Annotated in this window: 16 protein-coding genes; 6 read left to right on the top strand and 10 right to left on the bottom strand. The window is 39.1% G+C overall.

The annotated features are described in order from the left end of the window. Positions 1-100 precede the first annotated feature (100 nt). The 4 genes from KTI78_RS09305 to dapA form a co-directional block, all read right to left on the bottom strand. A complete protein-coding gene (locus KTI78_RS09305; RefSeq protein WP_016142677.1) occupies positions 101-304 on the bottom strand; it encodes a hypothetical protein in 204 nt (67 codons plus the stop codon). A gap of 188 nt (positions 305-492) precedes the next feature. Beyond that, the gene (gene purC, locus KTI78_RS09300) at positions 493-1,212 is read right to left on the bottom strand and encodes a phosphoribosylaminoimidazolesuccinocarboxamide synthase (protein ID WP_002119240.1); all 720 of its coding nucleotides are present in this window, start codon (positions 1,210-1,212) and stop codon (positions 493-495) included. A gap of 36 nt (positions 1,213-1,248) precedes the next feature. Next, positions 1,249-1,851 (bottom strand): lipoprotein-34 precursor (NlpB), encoded by a 603-nt coding sequence (locus tag KTI78_RS09295; RefSeq protein ID WP_224992251.1) that lies wholly within the window; start codon positions 1,849-1,851, stop codon positions 1,249-1,251. 15 nt (positions 1,852-1,866) lie between these two features. Further along, positions 1,867-2,760: a 4-hydroxy-tetrahydrodipicolinate synthase gene (dapA, locus tag KTI78_RS09290; RefSeq protein WP_016142680.1), complete on the bottom strand. Its 894-nt coding sequence runs from the start codon at positions 2,758-2,760 to the stop codon at positions 1,867-1,869. 329 nt (positions 2,761-3,089) lie between these two features. Here dapA and pncA point away from each other — a divergent pair, with 329 nt between their 5' ends. Both pncA and KTI78_RS09280 read left to right on the top strand, forming a co-directional pair. Continuing rightward, positions 3,090-3,734 carry a bifunctional nicotinamidase/pyrazinamidase gene (gene pncA / locus KTI78_RS09285; RefSeq protein WP_262445883.1) on the top strand — a complete coding sequence of 215 codons (645 nt, stop codon included), beginning with the start codon at positions 3,090-3,092 and terminating at the stop codon, positions 3,732-3,734. A 53-nt stretch (positions 3,735-3,787) separates the two neighbouring features. Then, positions 3,788-4,747, top strand: coding sequence for a bile acid:sodium symporter family protein (locus KTI78_RS09280; RefSeq protein WP_262445882.1), 960 nt, complete (start codon positions 3,788-3,790; stop codon positions 4,745-4,747). A gap of 3 nt (positions 4,748-4,750) precedes the next feature. Here the strand turns inward: KTI78_RS09280 and KTI78_RS09275 are convergent, their stop codons facing one another. Next, positions 4,751-5,221 carry a DUF523 domain-containing protein gene (locus KTI78_RS09275; protein ID WP_239976253.1) on the bottom strand — a complete coding sequence of 157 codons (471 nt, stop codon included), beginning with the start codon at positions 5,219-5,221 and terminating at the stop codon, positions 4,751-4,753. A 525-nt stretch (positions 5,222-5,746) separates the two neighbouring features. Here KTI78_RS09275 and hppD point away from each other — a divergent pair. Continuing rightward, complete coding sequence (gene hppD, locus KTI78_RS09270; RefSeq protein ID WP_262445881.1) at positions 5,747-6,802, top strand: 4-hydroxyphenylpyruvate dioxygenase; 1,056 nt, start codon at positions 5,747-5,749, stop codon at positions 6,800-6,802. 64 nt (positions 6,803-6,866) lie between these two features. On the opposite strand, the gene KTI78_RS09265 is transcribed toward hppD, so the two are convergent. From KTI78_RS09265 to fahA, 4 genes are all read right to left on the bottom strand, one after another. After that, complete coding sequence (locus KTI78_RS09265) at positions 6,867-7,646, bottom strand: IclR family transcriptional regulator (RefSeq protein WP_239976251.1); 780 nt, start codon at positions 7,644-7,646, stop codon at positions 6,867-6,869. Between the two features lie 296 nt (positions 7,647-7,942). Beyond that, positions 7,943-8,491, bottom strand: coding sequence for a VOC family protein (locus tag KTI78_RS09260; RefSeq protein ID WP_016142686.1), 549 nt, complete (start codon positions 8,489-8,491; stop codon positions 7,943-7,945). Positions 8,492-8,508: 17 nt separating this feature from the next. Beyond that, complete coding sequence (maiA, locus tag KTI78_RS09255) at positions 8,509-9,141, bottom strand: maleylacetoacetate isomerase (RefSeq protein ID WP_262445880.1); 633 nt, start codon at positions 9,139-9,141, stop codon at positions 8,509-8,511. After that, entirely contained in the window at positions 9,128-10,435 is a 1,308-nt protein-coding gene (gene fahA, locus KTI78_RS09250) for a fumarylacetoacetase (protein WP_262445879.1), read from the bottom strand. The genes maiA and fahA overlap by 14 nt, the downstream gene beginning before the upstream one ends. 357 nt (positions 10,436-10,792) lie before the next feature. Between fahA and KTI78_RS09245 the strand changes: the two genes are divergently transcribed. The 3 genes from KTI78_RS09245 to zigA all read left to right on the top strand — a co-directional run bounded on the left by KTI78_RS09245 (position 10,793) and on the right by zigA (position 14,441). After that, entirely contained in the window at positions 10,793-12,181 is a 1,389-nt protein-coding gene (locus tag KTI78_RS09245; RefSeq protein WP_057065560.1) for an amino acid permease, read from the top strand. 165 nt (positions 12,182-12,346) lie between these two features. Then, entirely contained in the window at positions 12,347-13,027 is a 681-nt protein-coding gene (locus KTI78_RS09240) for a YcbK family protein (RefSeq protein WP_262445878.1), read from the top strand. Between the two features lie 148 nt (positions 13,028-13,175). Beyond that, on the top strand, positions 13,176-14,441 hold the full coding sequence (gene zigA, locus KTI78_RS09235; protein ID WP_262445877.1) for a zinc metallochaperone GTPase ZigA: 1,266 nt from the start codon (positions 13,176-13,178) through the stop codon (positions 14,439-14,441). Positions 14,442-14,475: 34 nt separating this feature from the next. Here the strand turns inward: zigA and KTI78_RS09230 are convergent, their stop codons facing one another. Next, positions 14,476-15,588, bottom strand: coding sequence for an acyltransferase family protein (locus KTI78_RS09230; RefSeq protein WP_262445876.1), 1,113 nt, complete (start codon positions 15,586-15,588; stop codon positions 14,476-14,478). Positions 15,589-15,914: the final 326 nt, after the last annotated feature.

The following is a 15,914-nucleotide window of genomic DNA, read 5'->3' as shown; positions in this document are numbered from 1 at the left end:
TGTTAAGGCAGTGCTCAGGATAAATCTAGTCTATTCATAACACGTTTATGTGTCTTTTTATAAATTGAATATGCAATGCAGCAGATCATCGAAAATAAGGTTAAAGAAATGTATAAGCTCTTAAAGTGCGGATGAGTGCCATATAGTCGCCTTGAGAGGCTTTAGAAATAACGGATTCAACCTCTGTTTGAGTCCAGCCTTGTTTTAAAGCAGAACTGCTAAAGTTGGTTAATAAGACTAGAGGATTTTCACCAAAATGGACTGGATGATTGATTAATTTCTTTTCAAACTTAGTTATTTCCATAAATTCGCCCTAGTTTTTAAATTTAATTATTGTGAAGTACTTTGTGTTTTTTTAGATTTTAGTGTTTTAAATTAAGTTTGTGCAAGTGATAATTTATTTTAATAGACAAATCTGTCTATATTATTTGGTTCTCGGGCATTAAATATAAAAAAACCGGGCTGAAACCCGGTTTTTTATGAAGTCACTGATTAGATGTCAGATAAATCTACGCCTAAACGAGCAGCAACTTCTTCATAAGCTTCAACAACACCGCCTAAACCTTGACGGAAACGGTCTTTGTCGAGTTTCTTCTTAGAGTCTTTATCCCATAAACGGCAGCCGTCTGGAGAGAACTCATCACCAAGCACGATACGGTCATGGAAAACACCGAATTCAAGCTTGAAGTCCACCAAAATCATGTTGCCTTCAGCAAACAATGCTTTTAATACGTCGTTTACTTTATAAGTTAAAACTTTCATTTGTTCTAACTGTTCAGCAGTCGCCCAACCTAAAGCAATCGCTTGAGATTCGTTAACCATTGGGTCGCCTAGACCGTCATCTTTATAGAACAATTCAAATGTAGGAGGAGTTAACTCTTTACCTTCTTCTACACCTAAGCGACGGCATAGAGAACCAGCTGCGTAGTTACGAATTACACATTCAACTGGAATCATTTGAAGTTTTTTAACAAGCACTTCAGTTGGAGAAAGCAATTTTTCAAAATGCGTTTCAATACCCGCAGCAGCAAGTTTTTCCATAATGAAGGCGTTAAAACGGTTGTTCACCTTGCCTTTACGATCTAGTTGTTCGATTTTTTCGCCGTTGAACGCAGAGGCATCATCACGAAAGACTAAAATCAGATGGTCGGCATTGTCTGTTTCATATACAGATTTTGCTTTACCAGTATAGAGCAAGGTTTGTTTTAACATGAGGGAACCTTTTTAAAAAAAATGCCTAGTAAACGACTAGGCTGGCCAATTTTGGTAAATCTGGTTTAACACTTCAGCGGCCACATCTGGACTTGCAAAAGTGTTATCTACATTAAATAGAGCAAGAGTATGACTAGAACCCACACCAGTAAGTTTAAGCACATAAGTATTGTCATTTACTTTAATCGTCGCCTGATTACTGCCTTGAGCGATGATGTTGTAATTTAAAGTACTTAAAGTTGCTTTGGTGTATTGCCAAATCTCGGTCGTATTTCCATCAACTTTTAATAACGGGTTTTTATTACCGTCAGTCACAAGTTGAGGGCGTCCAAGGGCAGTCGTGGTTTGAGCAGACGCATCTGCTGTAGCATTACCTTGTGTTTGTTCAGGGCGTGGCAATTCAAAACGGTTACCACGCTTGTTTTCAAACTTCGGTGCGTTATCGATAGCGCGCTGCTCTACAGTTGGTGCAGGATACAAAGGTGTCGCTGGTCGTACAGTTGCATCGGCAGGGTACTCAAGCGGGGCAAGTTCCTTGGCATTTTTATAATCTAAAGAATGATTATTAATTGCGAAGCGACTACAACCAGCTAAACTTAAGGCTGAAACTGCAAGGACTAAACCAAGACGTAATTGCATCATAAATTGCTCTTATTAAATAATTCCCGCATCTTTTAGGGCATTGCGGAGAGGTTCGCGATATTGCTCAGCGAGAGGAGTGAGTGGTAAGCGAATACCAGTATCAATCAGTCCCATCTCATGTAGTGCCCATTTCACAGGAATTGGGTTTGATTCGCAAAATAGAATATTGTGTAAATTTGCAATCTTATTGTTAATCGTCTTCGCTTGTTGTTCATCTTTAGCAATCGCAACAGCACATACTTCACTCATTGCTTTAGGTGCAATATTGGCAGTAACCGAGATATTGCCGTCAGCGCCAAGAAGCATGAGTTCCCAAGCAGTCTCGTCATCACCTGAGTACACAGCCATTTTGCCGTTTAAAGCCTCGATTAAAGCTTTACCGCGAGGTACATCACCTGTCGCATCTTTAATACCAACAATATTAGGGATCTCTGCTAAACGTACAGCTGTGTCGTTTGCAAGATCTACACCAGTACGGCCAGGTACGTTATAAAGAATAAGAGGGAGCTCTACGGCTTCAGCAATCGCTTTATAGTGTTGGAATAGGCCTTCTTGAGTTGGCTTGTTATAGTACGGCGTTACAAGTAAAGCTGCATCTGCGCCAAGATCTTTCGCAGCTTTAGTTAATTCGATTGCTTCACGGGTTGAGTTTGCACCAGTACCGGCAATAATTGGAATACGTTTATTAGCTACACGAATAATTTCTTTAATAACCTGTGTGTGCTCTTCCATGCTCAATGTTGAGGCTTCGCCGGTTGTACCGACGGCTACAATACTGTTTGTACCTTGTTCTATGTGCCACTCAACCAGCTTCTCAAGACCCTTCCAATCTACACCGCCGTCTTTCAACATTGGTGTGACGATTGCGACGATTGAGCCTTGAATGGTCTGTGCTTGCTGAGTCATTTTTAAAAATATCCTATTTATCCATCCGAATCTGAGGTAAGAAAAACAAAATGTGGGATGGTTGCAGTATTTTGATTGTCCAGTTCTAACAATAACAGATTGTTGAATGACAATTATGCAAATTATGACTGATCAGACGCATAAGAACAATACGCCTAACGGATAATCGCGATGTAAACTTGAGGAAAAGATAGGATGTTTTCATTATTGTCAGCTGAGAGAGGCCAGTAAATATAACAATACAGCCTGATTCGACTGAGCCTTACTTAATATAGGCTTTTTTTATGGCAAGATAGAATGCAATTTTCCCGATTGGGATTGAAGATGACATGAATATGAATAAACAACCCCAAAATGCGGCTTTAATCGTAGTTGATGTACAAAATGGTTTTACACCGGGTGGAAACTTAGCAGTTGCCGATGCCGATACAATTATTCCAACCATTAACCAATTGGCCGGTTGTTTTGAAAATATTGTTCTGACTCAAGATTGGCATCCAGATAATCATATTTCTTTTGCACAAAACCATTCGGGCAAACAGCCATTTGAAACGATTGAACTCGACTATGGACCGCAGGTGCTTTGGCCTAAGCATTGTGTGCAGGGCACCAAAGATGCTGAGTTCCATGCTGATTTAAATATTCCAACTGCTCAACTGATTATTCGAAAGGGCTTTCATGCGCATATTGATAGCTACTCGGCCTTTATGGAAGCAGACCACAACACAATGACGGGTTTAACGGGATATTTAAAAGAGCGTAGCATTGATACGGTTTATGTGGTCGGAATTGCCACAGATTTTTGTGTCGCATGGACTGCTTTAGATGCAGTTAAACAAGGTTTTAAAACTTTAGTGGTTGAAGATGCTTGCAAAGGTATTGATCTGAATGGTTCATTAGAACACGCGTGGCAAACCATGCAGCAACGAGGTGTTGTACGTATTCAATCGACTGATCTGTTGAGTAAGTATTAAGTATATTGCTCTAGTATTTTAACTTTCATATTTTATTTTTAGGGATAGAAAATATGGCTGCATTTCTGCGTTTTACTCAATTTATTCAAAAAACTTTTGCCCTATGGGTGATTGTTTTTGCAGCTCTGGCGCTATGGCAGCCTGAATTTTTTGTCTGGCTCAAAGCATACATTCCATGGATTTTGGGGATTATTATGCTCGGCATGGGAATGACCATGACCGTTGATGACTTTAAAGGGGTATTACAAAGCCCTAAAGCTGTGTTGATTGGGGTGGTGGCACAGTTTGTGGTTATGCCGGGTTTGGCATTTATCTTATGTAAATTATTTAATTTACCGCCTGAAATTGCTGTCGGTGTCATTTTAGTGGGATGTTGTCCGGGCGGAACGGCTTCAAACGTAATTACTTATATGGCTAAAGGCAATGTGGCTTTATCGGTGGCCTGTACATCGGTGTCTACGCTTTTAGCGCCTGTGTTAACACCTGCTATTTTCTATCTGCTTGCGAGCCAATGGCTAAAGATTGATGCAGCTTCGATGTTTATTTCGATTTTGCAGGTGGTCCTGCTTCCTATTGTCGTGGGTCTGATTTTAAGAACATGGCTTAAACGTCAAGTCGAATCTTATATTCAAGTGATGCCTTTAGTGTCAGTCATTGCAATTGTCGCGATTGTGGCAGCCATTATTGGCGGCAGTAAAGCGGCAATTTTACAGTCGGTTTTGCTCATTTTGGCTGTGGTGATATTGCATAATGGCCTTGGATATTTATTAGGCTTTACCGCGGCACGTTTCTTTAAATTACCTTATGCGGACAGTAAGGCAATTGCCGTAGAAGTAGGAATGCAAAACTCAGGCTTAGGCGTTGCGCTTGCCGCAGTACATTTTGCAGCATCTCCAATTACTGCCGTACCGAGCGCAATTTTCAGTCTTTGGCACAATATTTCTGGGCCTGCGCTTGCGACTTACTGGGCAAGTCGTAAAGATGTAAATGATCTTGCTAAAAAAATTGAGTAACTTTTAAAGAGGGTGCTCTACTAACCAATCTTCAATTTCATTTTCAGAAATCACTTCAAAACCATGGCGCCGCAACAGTGCCGTGGTGATTCCAGTTCCCACAATTTTTTCGCCTTGAAAAGTACCGTTATAAATTTTTTGACTGCCGCAAGACGGACTATTTTCTTTTAATACCACACAACTTGCTTTTATTTGTTGTGCGACTTCTAGTGTGCGATAAGCACCTTTTAAATATAGATCAGTTACATCTGAACCAGATGAATCGGTAATTTTTGCTTTGCCATCAAGCACATCTTGCCCTGTTCCTCCTACAATCTCTGCAGGTAAGCGAGGTGTAGTAAAACCCCCTAATAACTCTGGGCATAATGCTTGGGCTTTTTTATTGATTAATAGCTGCTTAAGTATGGTATTTGGACAAGATTTACCATCATATCGAACAGGTTCACCAATTAAACAGGCGCTCACTAAGATCATAAGTTTTCCTAAATCAAATGGATGGTGTGGCTGACTATAAGAATCATAAACAAAATTTGAAAACTGACCATTAATTTTAAAATAGCTTAATTCAAGATTACTAAAATTATGCAATTCATAATTAAGTTATGTATTGCATAATTTAATTGTTTTTAGTAGCATCTAATTCAAGGTAAATGGCCATTGGAGATCCAACAAGGATGTTGGTCTCCATAAATCTATAAATGATTTTTAGGAAAAGACGATTTTTAAAGGTTTATTGAAAAATCTCAATCGTACTTTTAGATAACAAAGGACAGTGTGTATGGAAAATAAACACCACATGGAACGGAAATTAATCATCAAAGGCTTTACGCCCATCATATCTTCGTTTTAGCGACTCGTTTTTTTCTCATAGGATGCGTTGGGTTAAGGCATTTTGACGGTTCAAATACTCACTCAATGACGACGTATTCTATAGAGAAAGGAGCTGAGTTCATCAGCAATAGAGATAAACGGAACAGGTAATCACCAGAGGGAAACTAGATGGATATTTTAGAGAACCCATTAGAATTATGCGGTTTTGCATTTATTGAGTTTGTTTCAAAAGAAAATGAATTAGATCCAGTTTTTGAAACGATCGGCTTTTCAAAAGTAGCCAAGCATAAATCGAAAGAAGCGTACTTATGGCGTCAAGGAAATATCAATATTATCCTGAATTATCAGCCAGAATCTTATGCTTCATTCTTCTTTAATGAACATGGTCCATCTGCTTGTGCGATGGGTTTCAAAACACGTGATGCAGCAAAAGCTTTCCAAAAAGCAGTAGAGCTTGGTGCTGAACCAATGTATTCAAAAGTTGGGCCAATGGAGCTCAATATTCCAGCAATTAAAGGTATTGGTGGCATGCCAATCTTTTTAGTTGACCGTGATATTTATGAAAATGACTTTGTTTTCTTTGATGATGCTGAGAAACGTCCAGTAGGGGCAGGCTTAAACGAGATTGACCACTTAACTCATAACGTCTACAAAGGCCGTATGGAGTATTGGGCAAACTTCTATGAGAAAATCTTCAACTTCCAAGAAATTCGCTACTTTGATATTAAAGGCGAATATACAGGTTTAACATCTAAAGCATTAACAGCGCCAGACGGTATGATTCGTATTCCTCTAAACGAAGATTCGGACAAAGGAAACGGTCAAATTGCAGAGTTCCTATCTGACTTTAATGGTGAAGGTATTCAGCATATCGCATTTATTTGTGATGACTTAATCTCGACTTGGGATAAGTTAAAAGGCCTTGGTCTGAAATTTATGACTCCGCCGCCAAATACGTATTATGAAATGCTACCAGAACGTTTACCTGAGCATGGTGAGCCAACTGAAGAGTTAAAACAGCGTGGTATTTTACTCGATGGGAATACTAAAGACGGTCAGAAAAAGCTGTTATTACAAATTTTCTCTGAAAACATGATTGGTCCAGTTTTCTTTGAATTTATTCAACGTAAAGATGATGATGGCTTTGGTGAAGGTAACTTCAAGGCATTATTCGAGTCGATTGAACGTGACCAGATTCGCCGTGGTGTTTTAGAAACTAAATAAGCTGAGCTTTATTCCTGAGAAAAAAAACCAAGAGTTGATCTCTTGGTTTTTTTATCGCTATTGATTAGCGGCTTTTAATATATTGATTGATGAGGTTTACTTCATTTTTCAAGATTTCAATCGTTTTACTGTGAGGGTCGACTGGTAAAAACATTTCACTATCCAATGCGACAATACAAAACTCAATGCTCTGGTTTGAGTTAAACACAGGTAAACCCACCGCATTAATCCCCGTCAGTAAATCACCTTTCGCTGCCGACATTTGTTGTTGGCGAATAGTGTCTTTGAGCTCTGTAAACTCTTGCCAGTTTCGTGGTGCGATGTGCAATCCAAGTTCTTGATGCTTTTGCCATTCAGCTTCCATTAAAGGACGAACAAAATGCTCTGGAAGATAAGAAGCAAATAGACGTCCCGCAGCAGAATTGACTAAAGGCATAATTGAGCCGACTTTAGTGACAATCGAAATAGGGTGGTTCGATTCAATCGATTGAACCACGACAGGACCTTTCGGTGACCATTTACTGATTTGTATACCGCAACCAATTTTGTTTTGTAGGTCGTAAATTAAATGCTGTACCAGCTGTAGTGTGTCGCTATGCTGAACACAGTTTAGACCTAAGCGCCATGCCTGATCACCTAAAGCATATTGCCCATCATCAAGCTGTTTTGCATATTCCATACGAATAAGGCTGACCAGATAACGATGTACTTTGGCAGGATGCATGTCGAGCTTGCTCGATAGATCTTTGAGAATAATAGGTTGATTGTGTTCCAAAAGGGCGTTTAGTACAGATAAACCGACTTCAAGTGATTGAACCCCCCCAGATACTTTTTCTTCAATCATTTAAATACCCTTAATAAATTTACTTCAGCTGTTAAATAGTGACGATCAAAACATAAATTGAAATTGGCGCGTTTTACATCATGCCTGAGCCTAGTGAAAAATAGAAATCACCTTTTTCTATTAGCGAAATTGACATGTTTAATAATCAACAATTTTCTAAAATCACTATGCTCTTATTTATAGCGCAATTTTCTAGAAATTTAGCAGTATTAAATAATATAAATCGGCATTGATATAGAACTGCTCGTTAAAAACAATTCTAATCAATGCCGACTTTTTAGTTCGCTCTTTTAAAATTAGGTTCCTAACTCTTCTTCATGTAAGAAATGAGTGTGGTGCGGAGCGCGTTTAGTTTTGCTCCATTCCTCTAGCATTTCAACTTTCATCTCTTCAGTAATTTTCGCAATTTTTTCTTCAGCATGCACATCGTTATAAGTCAGTTCTAAACGGTGGCCATTTGGATCAAAGAAGTAAATTGAGTGGAAAATACCATGGTTGGTCACGCCTAAAACTTTCACACCATTTTCTTCTAAATGTTGCTTGGCAGCCATCAGTGCATTTAAGTCTTCAACTTCAAAAGCAATATGTTGTACCCATTGAGGCGTATTTTCGTCGCGCCCCATTTCTGGTTGAGTTGGCAATTCAAAAAATGCCAAAACGTTACCTTGGCCGGCATCTAAAAATAAATGCATATATGGGTCAAAGGCTTTAGTTGAAGGTACATGATCTTCGGCAAAAGCTAAAATAAAGTCCATGTTGAGCATTTTTTTATACCACTCAACGGTCTCTTTCGCATCCTTACAACGATATGCAACGTGATGTATTTTTTTAATGGCAAATGTCATATTAAAACTCCTTTTTACTATTCCCAATCTGGTTGTTGTTCTGGCGCCGCGTTATAGAAGGCTGGGATAGACAAACAATGGTGATAAATCGATTCAATTTTTGGAAACGCAGATAAATCAATCTTGAAGCGTTTCGCGTTGTAGACCTGTGGAATTAGGCAGCAATCGGCAATAGTTGCTTGCTGTCCAAAGCAAAATTGTCCATTTGAATCTTGAAGTTGCTGTTCGAGATTTTGAAAGCCTTCAATAATCCAGTGCTGATACCAATAGTTTTTCTGCTCATCTGAAACATTTAAGTCATTTTTTAAATATTTCAGTACACGTAAGTTGTTTAATGGGTGAAGATCACAGGCGATTGCTTGGGCAAAGGCACGAATTTTGGCTCTCTCTTGCACATCATTTGGAAGTAATTTGGTCTCTGGATATTGCTCATCCAGATATTCCAAAATACTTAACGATTGAGACAAGATTAAATCACCGTCAATTAAGGTCGGCACGAGAGCACTGCGGTTTAACTTTAAATAGTCTTCGCTTTGCTGTTCATTTTTTACCAGATGAACTGGAACAGTCTCATAAGCTAAGCCTTTAATGTTGAGGCCAATCCGTACTCTGTAAGCTGCAGAGCTACGAAAGTAACTATACAGCTTCATAGTTAGGCTCCGAAGTTTCTGCAAACTCGAAATTTAATGCAGGAAGAACCGTGTTTCGAACCTCGCCAAAGCCAATGCGAATACCATTTTTCTCACAGTGGCCTTTCATAATGAGCGTATCGCCGTCTTGCAAGAAACCACGAGTTTCACCATTGGCGAGTGTTAAAGGCTTGGTGGTGTTCCAAGTCAGCTCAAGCAAGCTGCCATATGAATCTGGCGTAGAACCAGAAATTGTACCTGAGCCCATCAAGTCACCGACCTGAACGTTACAGCCTGCAATGGTGTGGTGAGTCAACTGCTGAGCCATTGACCAATACATATATTTGAAATTGGTTTTGCAGATCACATCAGGTTGTGCTGATTTCGGGCTTTGAATTTCAACACTCAAATTAATGTCGTAACTATTTGCGATATTTTCTTGTAAATACGCTAAAGGTTTAGGGTCTTGTTTTGGGCCTTCAACTTTAAATGGCTCAAGTGCTTCAAGTGTTACTACCCAAGGAGAAATCGAACTTGCAAAAGTTTTTGCGTTAAAGGGTCCAAGTGGAACATATTCCCATTGCTGGATATCGCGTGCTGACCAGTCGTTCAGCAAAACCATTCCAAAAATATGGTCCCACGCATTTTCAATTGAGATCGGCTGGCCAAGCTCCGTTGGTTTACCAATAACAAATGCTGTTTCAAGTTCAAAATCGAGTTTACGCGTCGCTGAAAAAACTGGGCGCTCTTCATTTGGAAGTTTGATTTGTCCAGATGGACGTACGACTTGAGTGCCACTGACTACAACAGAGCTAGCACGACCGTTATAACCAACAGGCAATTCGGTCCAGTTTGGCAGTAAAGCATTTTTAGGATCACGGAACATACAGCCCACATTGGTCGCATGTTCTTTAGAAGAATAGAAATCGGTATAACCCGGGACTTGAAGTGGTAAATGCAAAGTAACACTATCTTGCTTAACCAAAACTTCTTGGCGCAATGCTTCATTTTCTTGAAGCGTTAAATTTTCAACTGAAAGAAGAGACTGTAATGTTTTACGAACTTTAGACCAGTTGGCTTTGCCTGATTCAATAAATTTATTCAGTGTAGGCTGGTTAAAGTATGTGTCTTGATCTGAAAGTTTTAAAAGACCATGCTTTTCAAGAGCAGCGAGATCAATGACCCAATCACCGATAGCTACACCGACCTGACGCTCGCCTTCGGCTGTTCTACTAAAAATACCGTAAGGCAAATTATGAATAGTGAAATCTGATTGAGGTGAAACTTCAATAAAAGAGTTTAGTTTTTGTTCCATTTTCGCGTCCTTGTCTTTATCTCGGGTCTTATACAAATAAAAGTTCGGTCTAGGACTGAGCTACTCAATAAGCTTTTAACCTTTGTTTAGATCATCTTTGGTCTTATGAGTTTGATATAGACCGAGCACAACCAATTGCTTCATATCTCTATAATACTGAATTCATCAAATTACGCAATACATAATTTAATTACACATTTCATAATAATTGTCATTTCTTGTATTTTCTGTTTTCATTCGCGTTCTTGAGAAAAGTCACGCAATTATTTTTTCATCAATCTCTATGAAAGTTTGATCAATTTATGATATACGTAATTTATTGGAAAAAAATTACGTGACACGGATGAGAATAATCATATGTCAGCACAAGAGCAAGGAAACCTGAAACATGGTTTGAGTAATCGGCACATCCAGCTTATTGCATTGGGTGGGGCGATTGGCACAGGGCTTTTTCTTGGTATATCACAATCGATTAAATTAGCAGGTCCATCGGTCATCCTTGGTTATGCCATTGCAGGATTTATTGCTTTTTTAATGATGCGCCAGCTTGGTGAAATGGTGGTTGAAGAGCCAGTGAGTGGTTCTTTTAGTCATTTTGCCTACAAATATTGGGGACCATTTGCCGGGTTCATGTCAGGATGGAACTATTGGGTACTCAATGTCCTCGTCTGCATGGCAGAACTTAGTGCAATTGGTCTTTACATTCAATATTGGTGGCCGCAAATCCCGACGTGGGCATCTGCTTTAACCTTCTTTGTCTTAATTAATGGCATTAATCTGCTACACGTTAAGTTTTTTGGCGAAATGGAATTTTGGTTTTCTATTGTCAAAATCTTGGCGATCCTTGCAATGATTGGCTTTGGTTCATATCTACTTGCAACAGGCACAGCAGGTCCACAGGCAAGCATTTCGAACCTCTGGGCACTTGGTGGTTTCTTCCCGTTTGGTGTTGAAGGCTTAGTCATGGCAATGGCAGTCATTATTTTTGCTTTTGGTGGTATTGAGCTGTTCGGTATTACTGCGGCTGAAGCACGTGACCCTGATAAAACTTTACCTAAAGCTGTGAATCAAATTATTTACCGTATTTTGATTTTCTATATTGCGACACTTTTTGTTTTATTCTCGCTATTCCCATGGAATCAAATGGCACAAGGCGGAAGCCCGTTTGTGATGGTTTTTGCTTCTTTAGATAGCCAAGGCATCGCAACGTTATTGAACTTTGTCATTTTGACAGCAGCGGTTTCAGTTTATAACGGCACAAGTTATTGTAGTAGCCGTATGTTATTAGGCCTTGCACAACAAGGAAATGCACCAAAAGTATTTGCACGTATTAATAAACGCGGTATTCCAACCAACGCAGTGATCCTGTCTGCGGCAGTCACTATTTTATGTGTACTGTTAAACTATATTTTCCCTGAAAAAGCATTTGGTTTATTGATGATGCTGGTGGTTGCAGCGATTGTGATTAACTGGGTAGTCATTTCATGGACGCACTTAAAATTCCGCAAATATATGCAGCGCCAAGGGCAAACAACCAAGTTCCCAAGCTTTATGTATCCGTTTAGCAACTATCTATGCATATTATTTATGCTTGGCATTTTGATCGTAATGTCTTTAACACCAGATATGCGTGTTGCGGTCATGATGATTCCTGGCTGGATTTTGTGTTTGATGGTGGCTTATCAATTTAAACGTCGGAAATTAAAAGCTGAGCAGTCTATACGCGCTTTAGAAGCAGATATTTAATAAATTATTGAGTTGTATTTAAAAAAAGGACGTTCGAGAGGCGTCCTTTTTTATTTTTAAAATTTAGCAACAGAAATTAAAGGATTTTATTATTGTTATAATATAACATTTCGTTAATTTAATGTTGAGCAATTTTCCCATTTTTGGTGAAGATAGAGCATATTTATGAAGCGTTATTTAGGTTTACTTTTTTTATCTCTCACAGCGTGTAGTACTCAAACTCCCAAGCCAACAATTCCTCTGCACACCCAGACCTCTTTACCTCAACCTACAAAACCAGTGGTCAGAATAAAGCCTCAACCCGAGGCGTATGTTGCATGGTTAGCTACAGGCGATCACAGGCAGTCTGTGCAAGCTTACAAGCAATTTCTTAAGCAAAAGGGTCTTGCCGATTTAGTTCCAGATCATGAGTTATTACGCTCGGCTCGCGATTGGCAAAAATGTGGAGTCGAGCCCTATGCTGTACCACCGCGCGAGATTTGGTCCAATATTGTTCCGACACTTAGCATTTTAAAAGCGTTAGTTGACGATGGCGTGATTAATGATTTTGAAGTGACTTCGGTCTACCGTGCTTTATCTTTAAACCGCTGTGCAGGTGGTGCGGATGCTTCCCGACATGTCTTTAATGCAGCTCTTGATTTTAGAATTGGCCCAGAACAGCCGAGTGATTTAGACCAGTTTAATATTCAACAAACCAAAACCAAACTGTGTCAATTCTGGGCGACTAAAGGCCAAACTCTTAATATGGGCCTAGGTGTTTACGCTTCGGGACAAATTCATATTGATAGCCAAGGATTCCGTGCATGGGGACCTGACCATCACTATAGAACCTCAATTTGTCAGTGACTATAAAAGCAATTTTTTCAAATACTAAGAGTGTTAGCTTAAATAAAACTGGAATAAAAACTTGATCAATAGTTATGTTATAACATAACATTATTGTGATTTAGAAATATATTACGCCTGTGATCTGGTCATACTTAAATGGCCAGCCATGATCAGTTTAAAGATTATTCAAAGAGATCAAGCCATGCGCACTGCAATCGCCAACTCATTTGCCAAGCTTCCCGTCACTGTTTTATCGGGCTTTTTGGGTGCAGGAAAGACCACATTACTCAACCATATTTTAAATAATCGTGAAGGCCGCCGTATTGCCGTGATTGTCAATGATATGTCTGAGGTGAATATTGATGCGGCATTAGTACGCGAAGGTGGGGCAGAGCTTTCAAGAACAGATGAAAAGCTGGTTGAAATGAGTAATGGTTGTATCTGTTGCACGCTACGAGAAGATTTACTGGTTGAGGTTAAACGTTTAGCTGATGAAGGACGCTTTGACCAATTGGTGATTGAGTCTACTGGCATTTCAGAACCTTTACCTGTGGCAGAAACCTTTACCTTTGAAGATGAAGATGGAAACTCACTCAATGAATTCGCTCGACTCGACACCATGGTCACGGTAGTCGATGCTTTTAACTTTCTTAGAGATTACAGTTCGGTTGACTTACTGCAAGAGCGTGGCGAATCATTAGGCGAGCAAGATGAAAGAACTGTAGTCGATCTTCTCATCGATCAAATCGAGTTTTGTGATGTAATTGTGCTGAATAAAATTGACCTGATTGACCAAGCTCAGCAAGACCAACTCATCGCAATTTTAAAAACTCTCAATCCGCGTGCCCGAATTGAAATTGCTCAATTTGGAAAGATTGCCTTAAATAAAATTTTAAATACACAGCTATTTGATTTTGATGAAGCCGCACAAGCACCGGGCTGGCTAAAAGAGTTACGCGGCGAGCATACGCCAGAGACTGAAGAGTATGGAATTAGTAGCTTTGTTTACCGTGCCCGTCGACCTTTTCACCCAGAGCGTTTTTATGATTTAGTACAGTCTGAATGGCCGGGTGTCGTTCGTTCTAAAGGCTTTTTCTGGTTGGCTGCTGAACCGACATTGGCTTATTCATGGTCACAAGCGGGAGCAATGGCTCGCCACGGCTTAGCAGGTTACTGGTGGGCGGCCGTTGCAGAAGAAGACTGGCCGAGTGACCTAGCCAGTATTGAAGAAATTAAGAAAAACTGGGATGCCCGCACAGGTGATGCACGTCAGGAACTGGTTTTAATTGGTATGCAAATGGATGAGCAAGCTTTAATACAACGCTTAGATCGTTGCTTGTTAAATGATGAAGAAATGGCTTTAGGACCACAAGCTTGGCAGAGCTGGTCTAATCCTTTTAAGCAAGATAATGAAACCATGTTGATCGCTTAATAAAATAAAGCCCCTATTTTAAAGGGGCTTATTTTTATGATTTATCTTTAATAAAAACCTTTCGAATGTAGCTGTTAAGTGGGGTGGAATAATATTTTTCAATTGCTGCGCTGATGATAAAAGTCAGAACCAGATAGCCAATTAAAAGCATAATTTTGATGCTAGCGTCGGTTTGAGCCGGAATAAAAGCAACTTTCATAAGCCCCAGCACAACCAGATGGAACAAATAAGTTTCATAACTTCTTTGCCCCAACCAGACCATGACTTTTGTAAATAGATTATGCGCTTGCGCTCCTGAAGGATGTTGAAAACACAAAATCAGTAAGCCTGTGGCAAAAGCAAATAAGCTAATCCCCCATGTACTCACTTCTTTAATTGGCGCATATAAATATAGAGCGGTCATGCCCAAAATAATCAACCACGAAAGAGGTTTTTTATAAGTCCAGTCTGGTCGATATGTATGAGAAAAAATGGCAGTTAAACAGCCAATCGCTATACCATCAAAACTCGAAAAATAATGATATAAATAGGCGCCGCTTTCTTCTCCAAAATGTAGAGATCTAAAATAAGGCCCATATAAAATTACTCCAATCAGTACAGCAATAAAGAACTTATTACTACGCGTGAGCAGGCACAATAATGGAAAAACAAAGTAAAAAACTTCTTCTACAGAGAGCGACCACAACACGCCTAAAGCATAGTTTACCCAACCAAATTTAATAATCAGGATATTCATCCAGAAGGTTAAAGCTGCAAAAATTGTTAATGGATAAGAGACCTCAATGCCATTCGGGGCTTGGTTCATAAAGGGTTTTAAATCAAATGACCCAAGTAGACTTACCCCTAAAATGAGTAATCCTAGACACGGTAAAATACGTGCCGCCCGCCGGATATAAAAATGCTTGAGGTTAATTGCGGAGAATTGTTTATCTCTTTTTAAAGTGTGATGGGTAATTAAAAAACCCGAAATCACAAAAAACATGGTGACGCCATAATTTCCGTTTCTTGCGATGACTGTGCTAAATGCTTCACCTAAGAAATCAAAACCTAACCATGTGTCTTTAAGTTTATAGGGAATATTAAAATGATGTAAAAGAACCAAAAGGATAGAAATTCCTCGGAGAATATCTATTTTATAATTACGCATTCGATGTGCTTCCAGTTTTATTAATATACTGTGTGGCAGAAGAATACTATCGATCAGTTATTTTAAATAAAAATTTTAAGCAGCATTTCGTAAATTAGAAAAGATGATACTTTTTACATCCTTGAATTGAGCATAGTCTTAGCAGAAATAACTATTAAATAAATATTGATAAAAGCCTAATATATTTGAATTTCTCTACATAAAACTTTAAATTAGCTCTTATTGAGCTATGTTTATTTTTTAAACTTTTTAAAATCTATTTAATTCATCAATTAACATGTTGTATGTAGTTGTATATACATAGCATGTCAACTAAAATACTTTTT

This window comes from Acinetobacter sp. WU_MDCI_Abxe161, assembly GCF_025514355.1.
GTDB classification, from domain to species: domain Bacteria; phylum Pseudomonadota; class Gammaproteobacteria; order Pseudomonadales; family Moraxellaceae; genus Acinetobacter; species Acinetobacter pittii_E.
The sequence above is the reverse complement of the archived record's forward strand: the minus strand, read 5'-3'. Positions and strand labels throughout refer to the sequence as shown.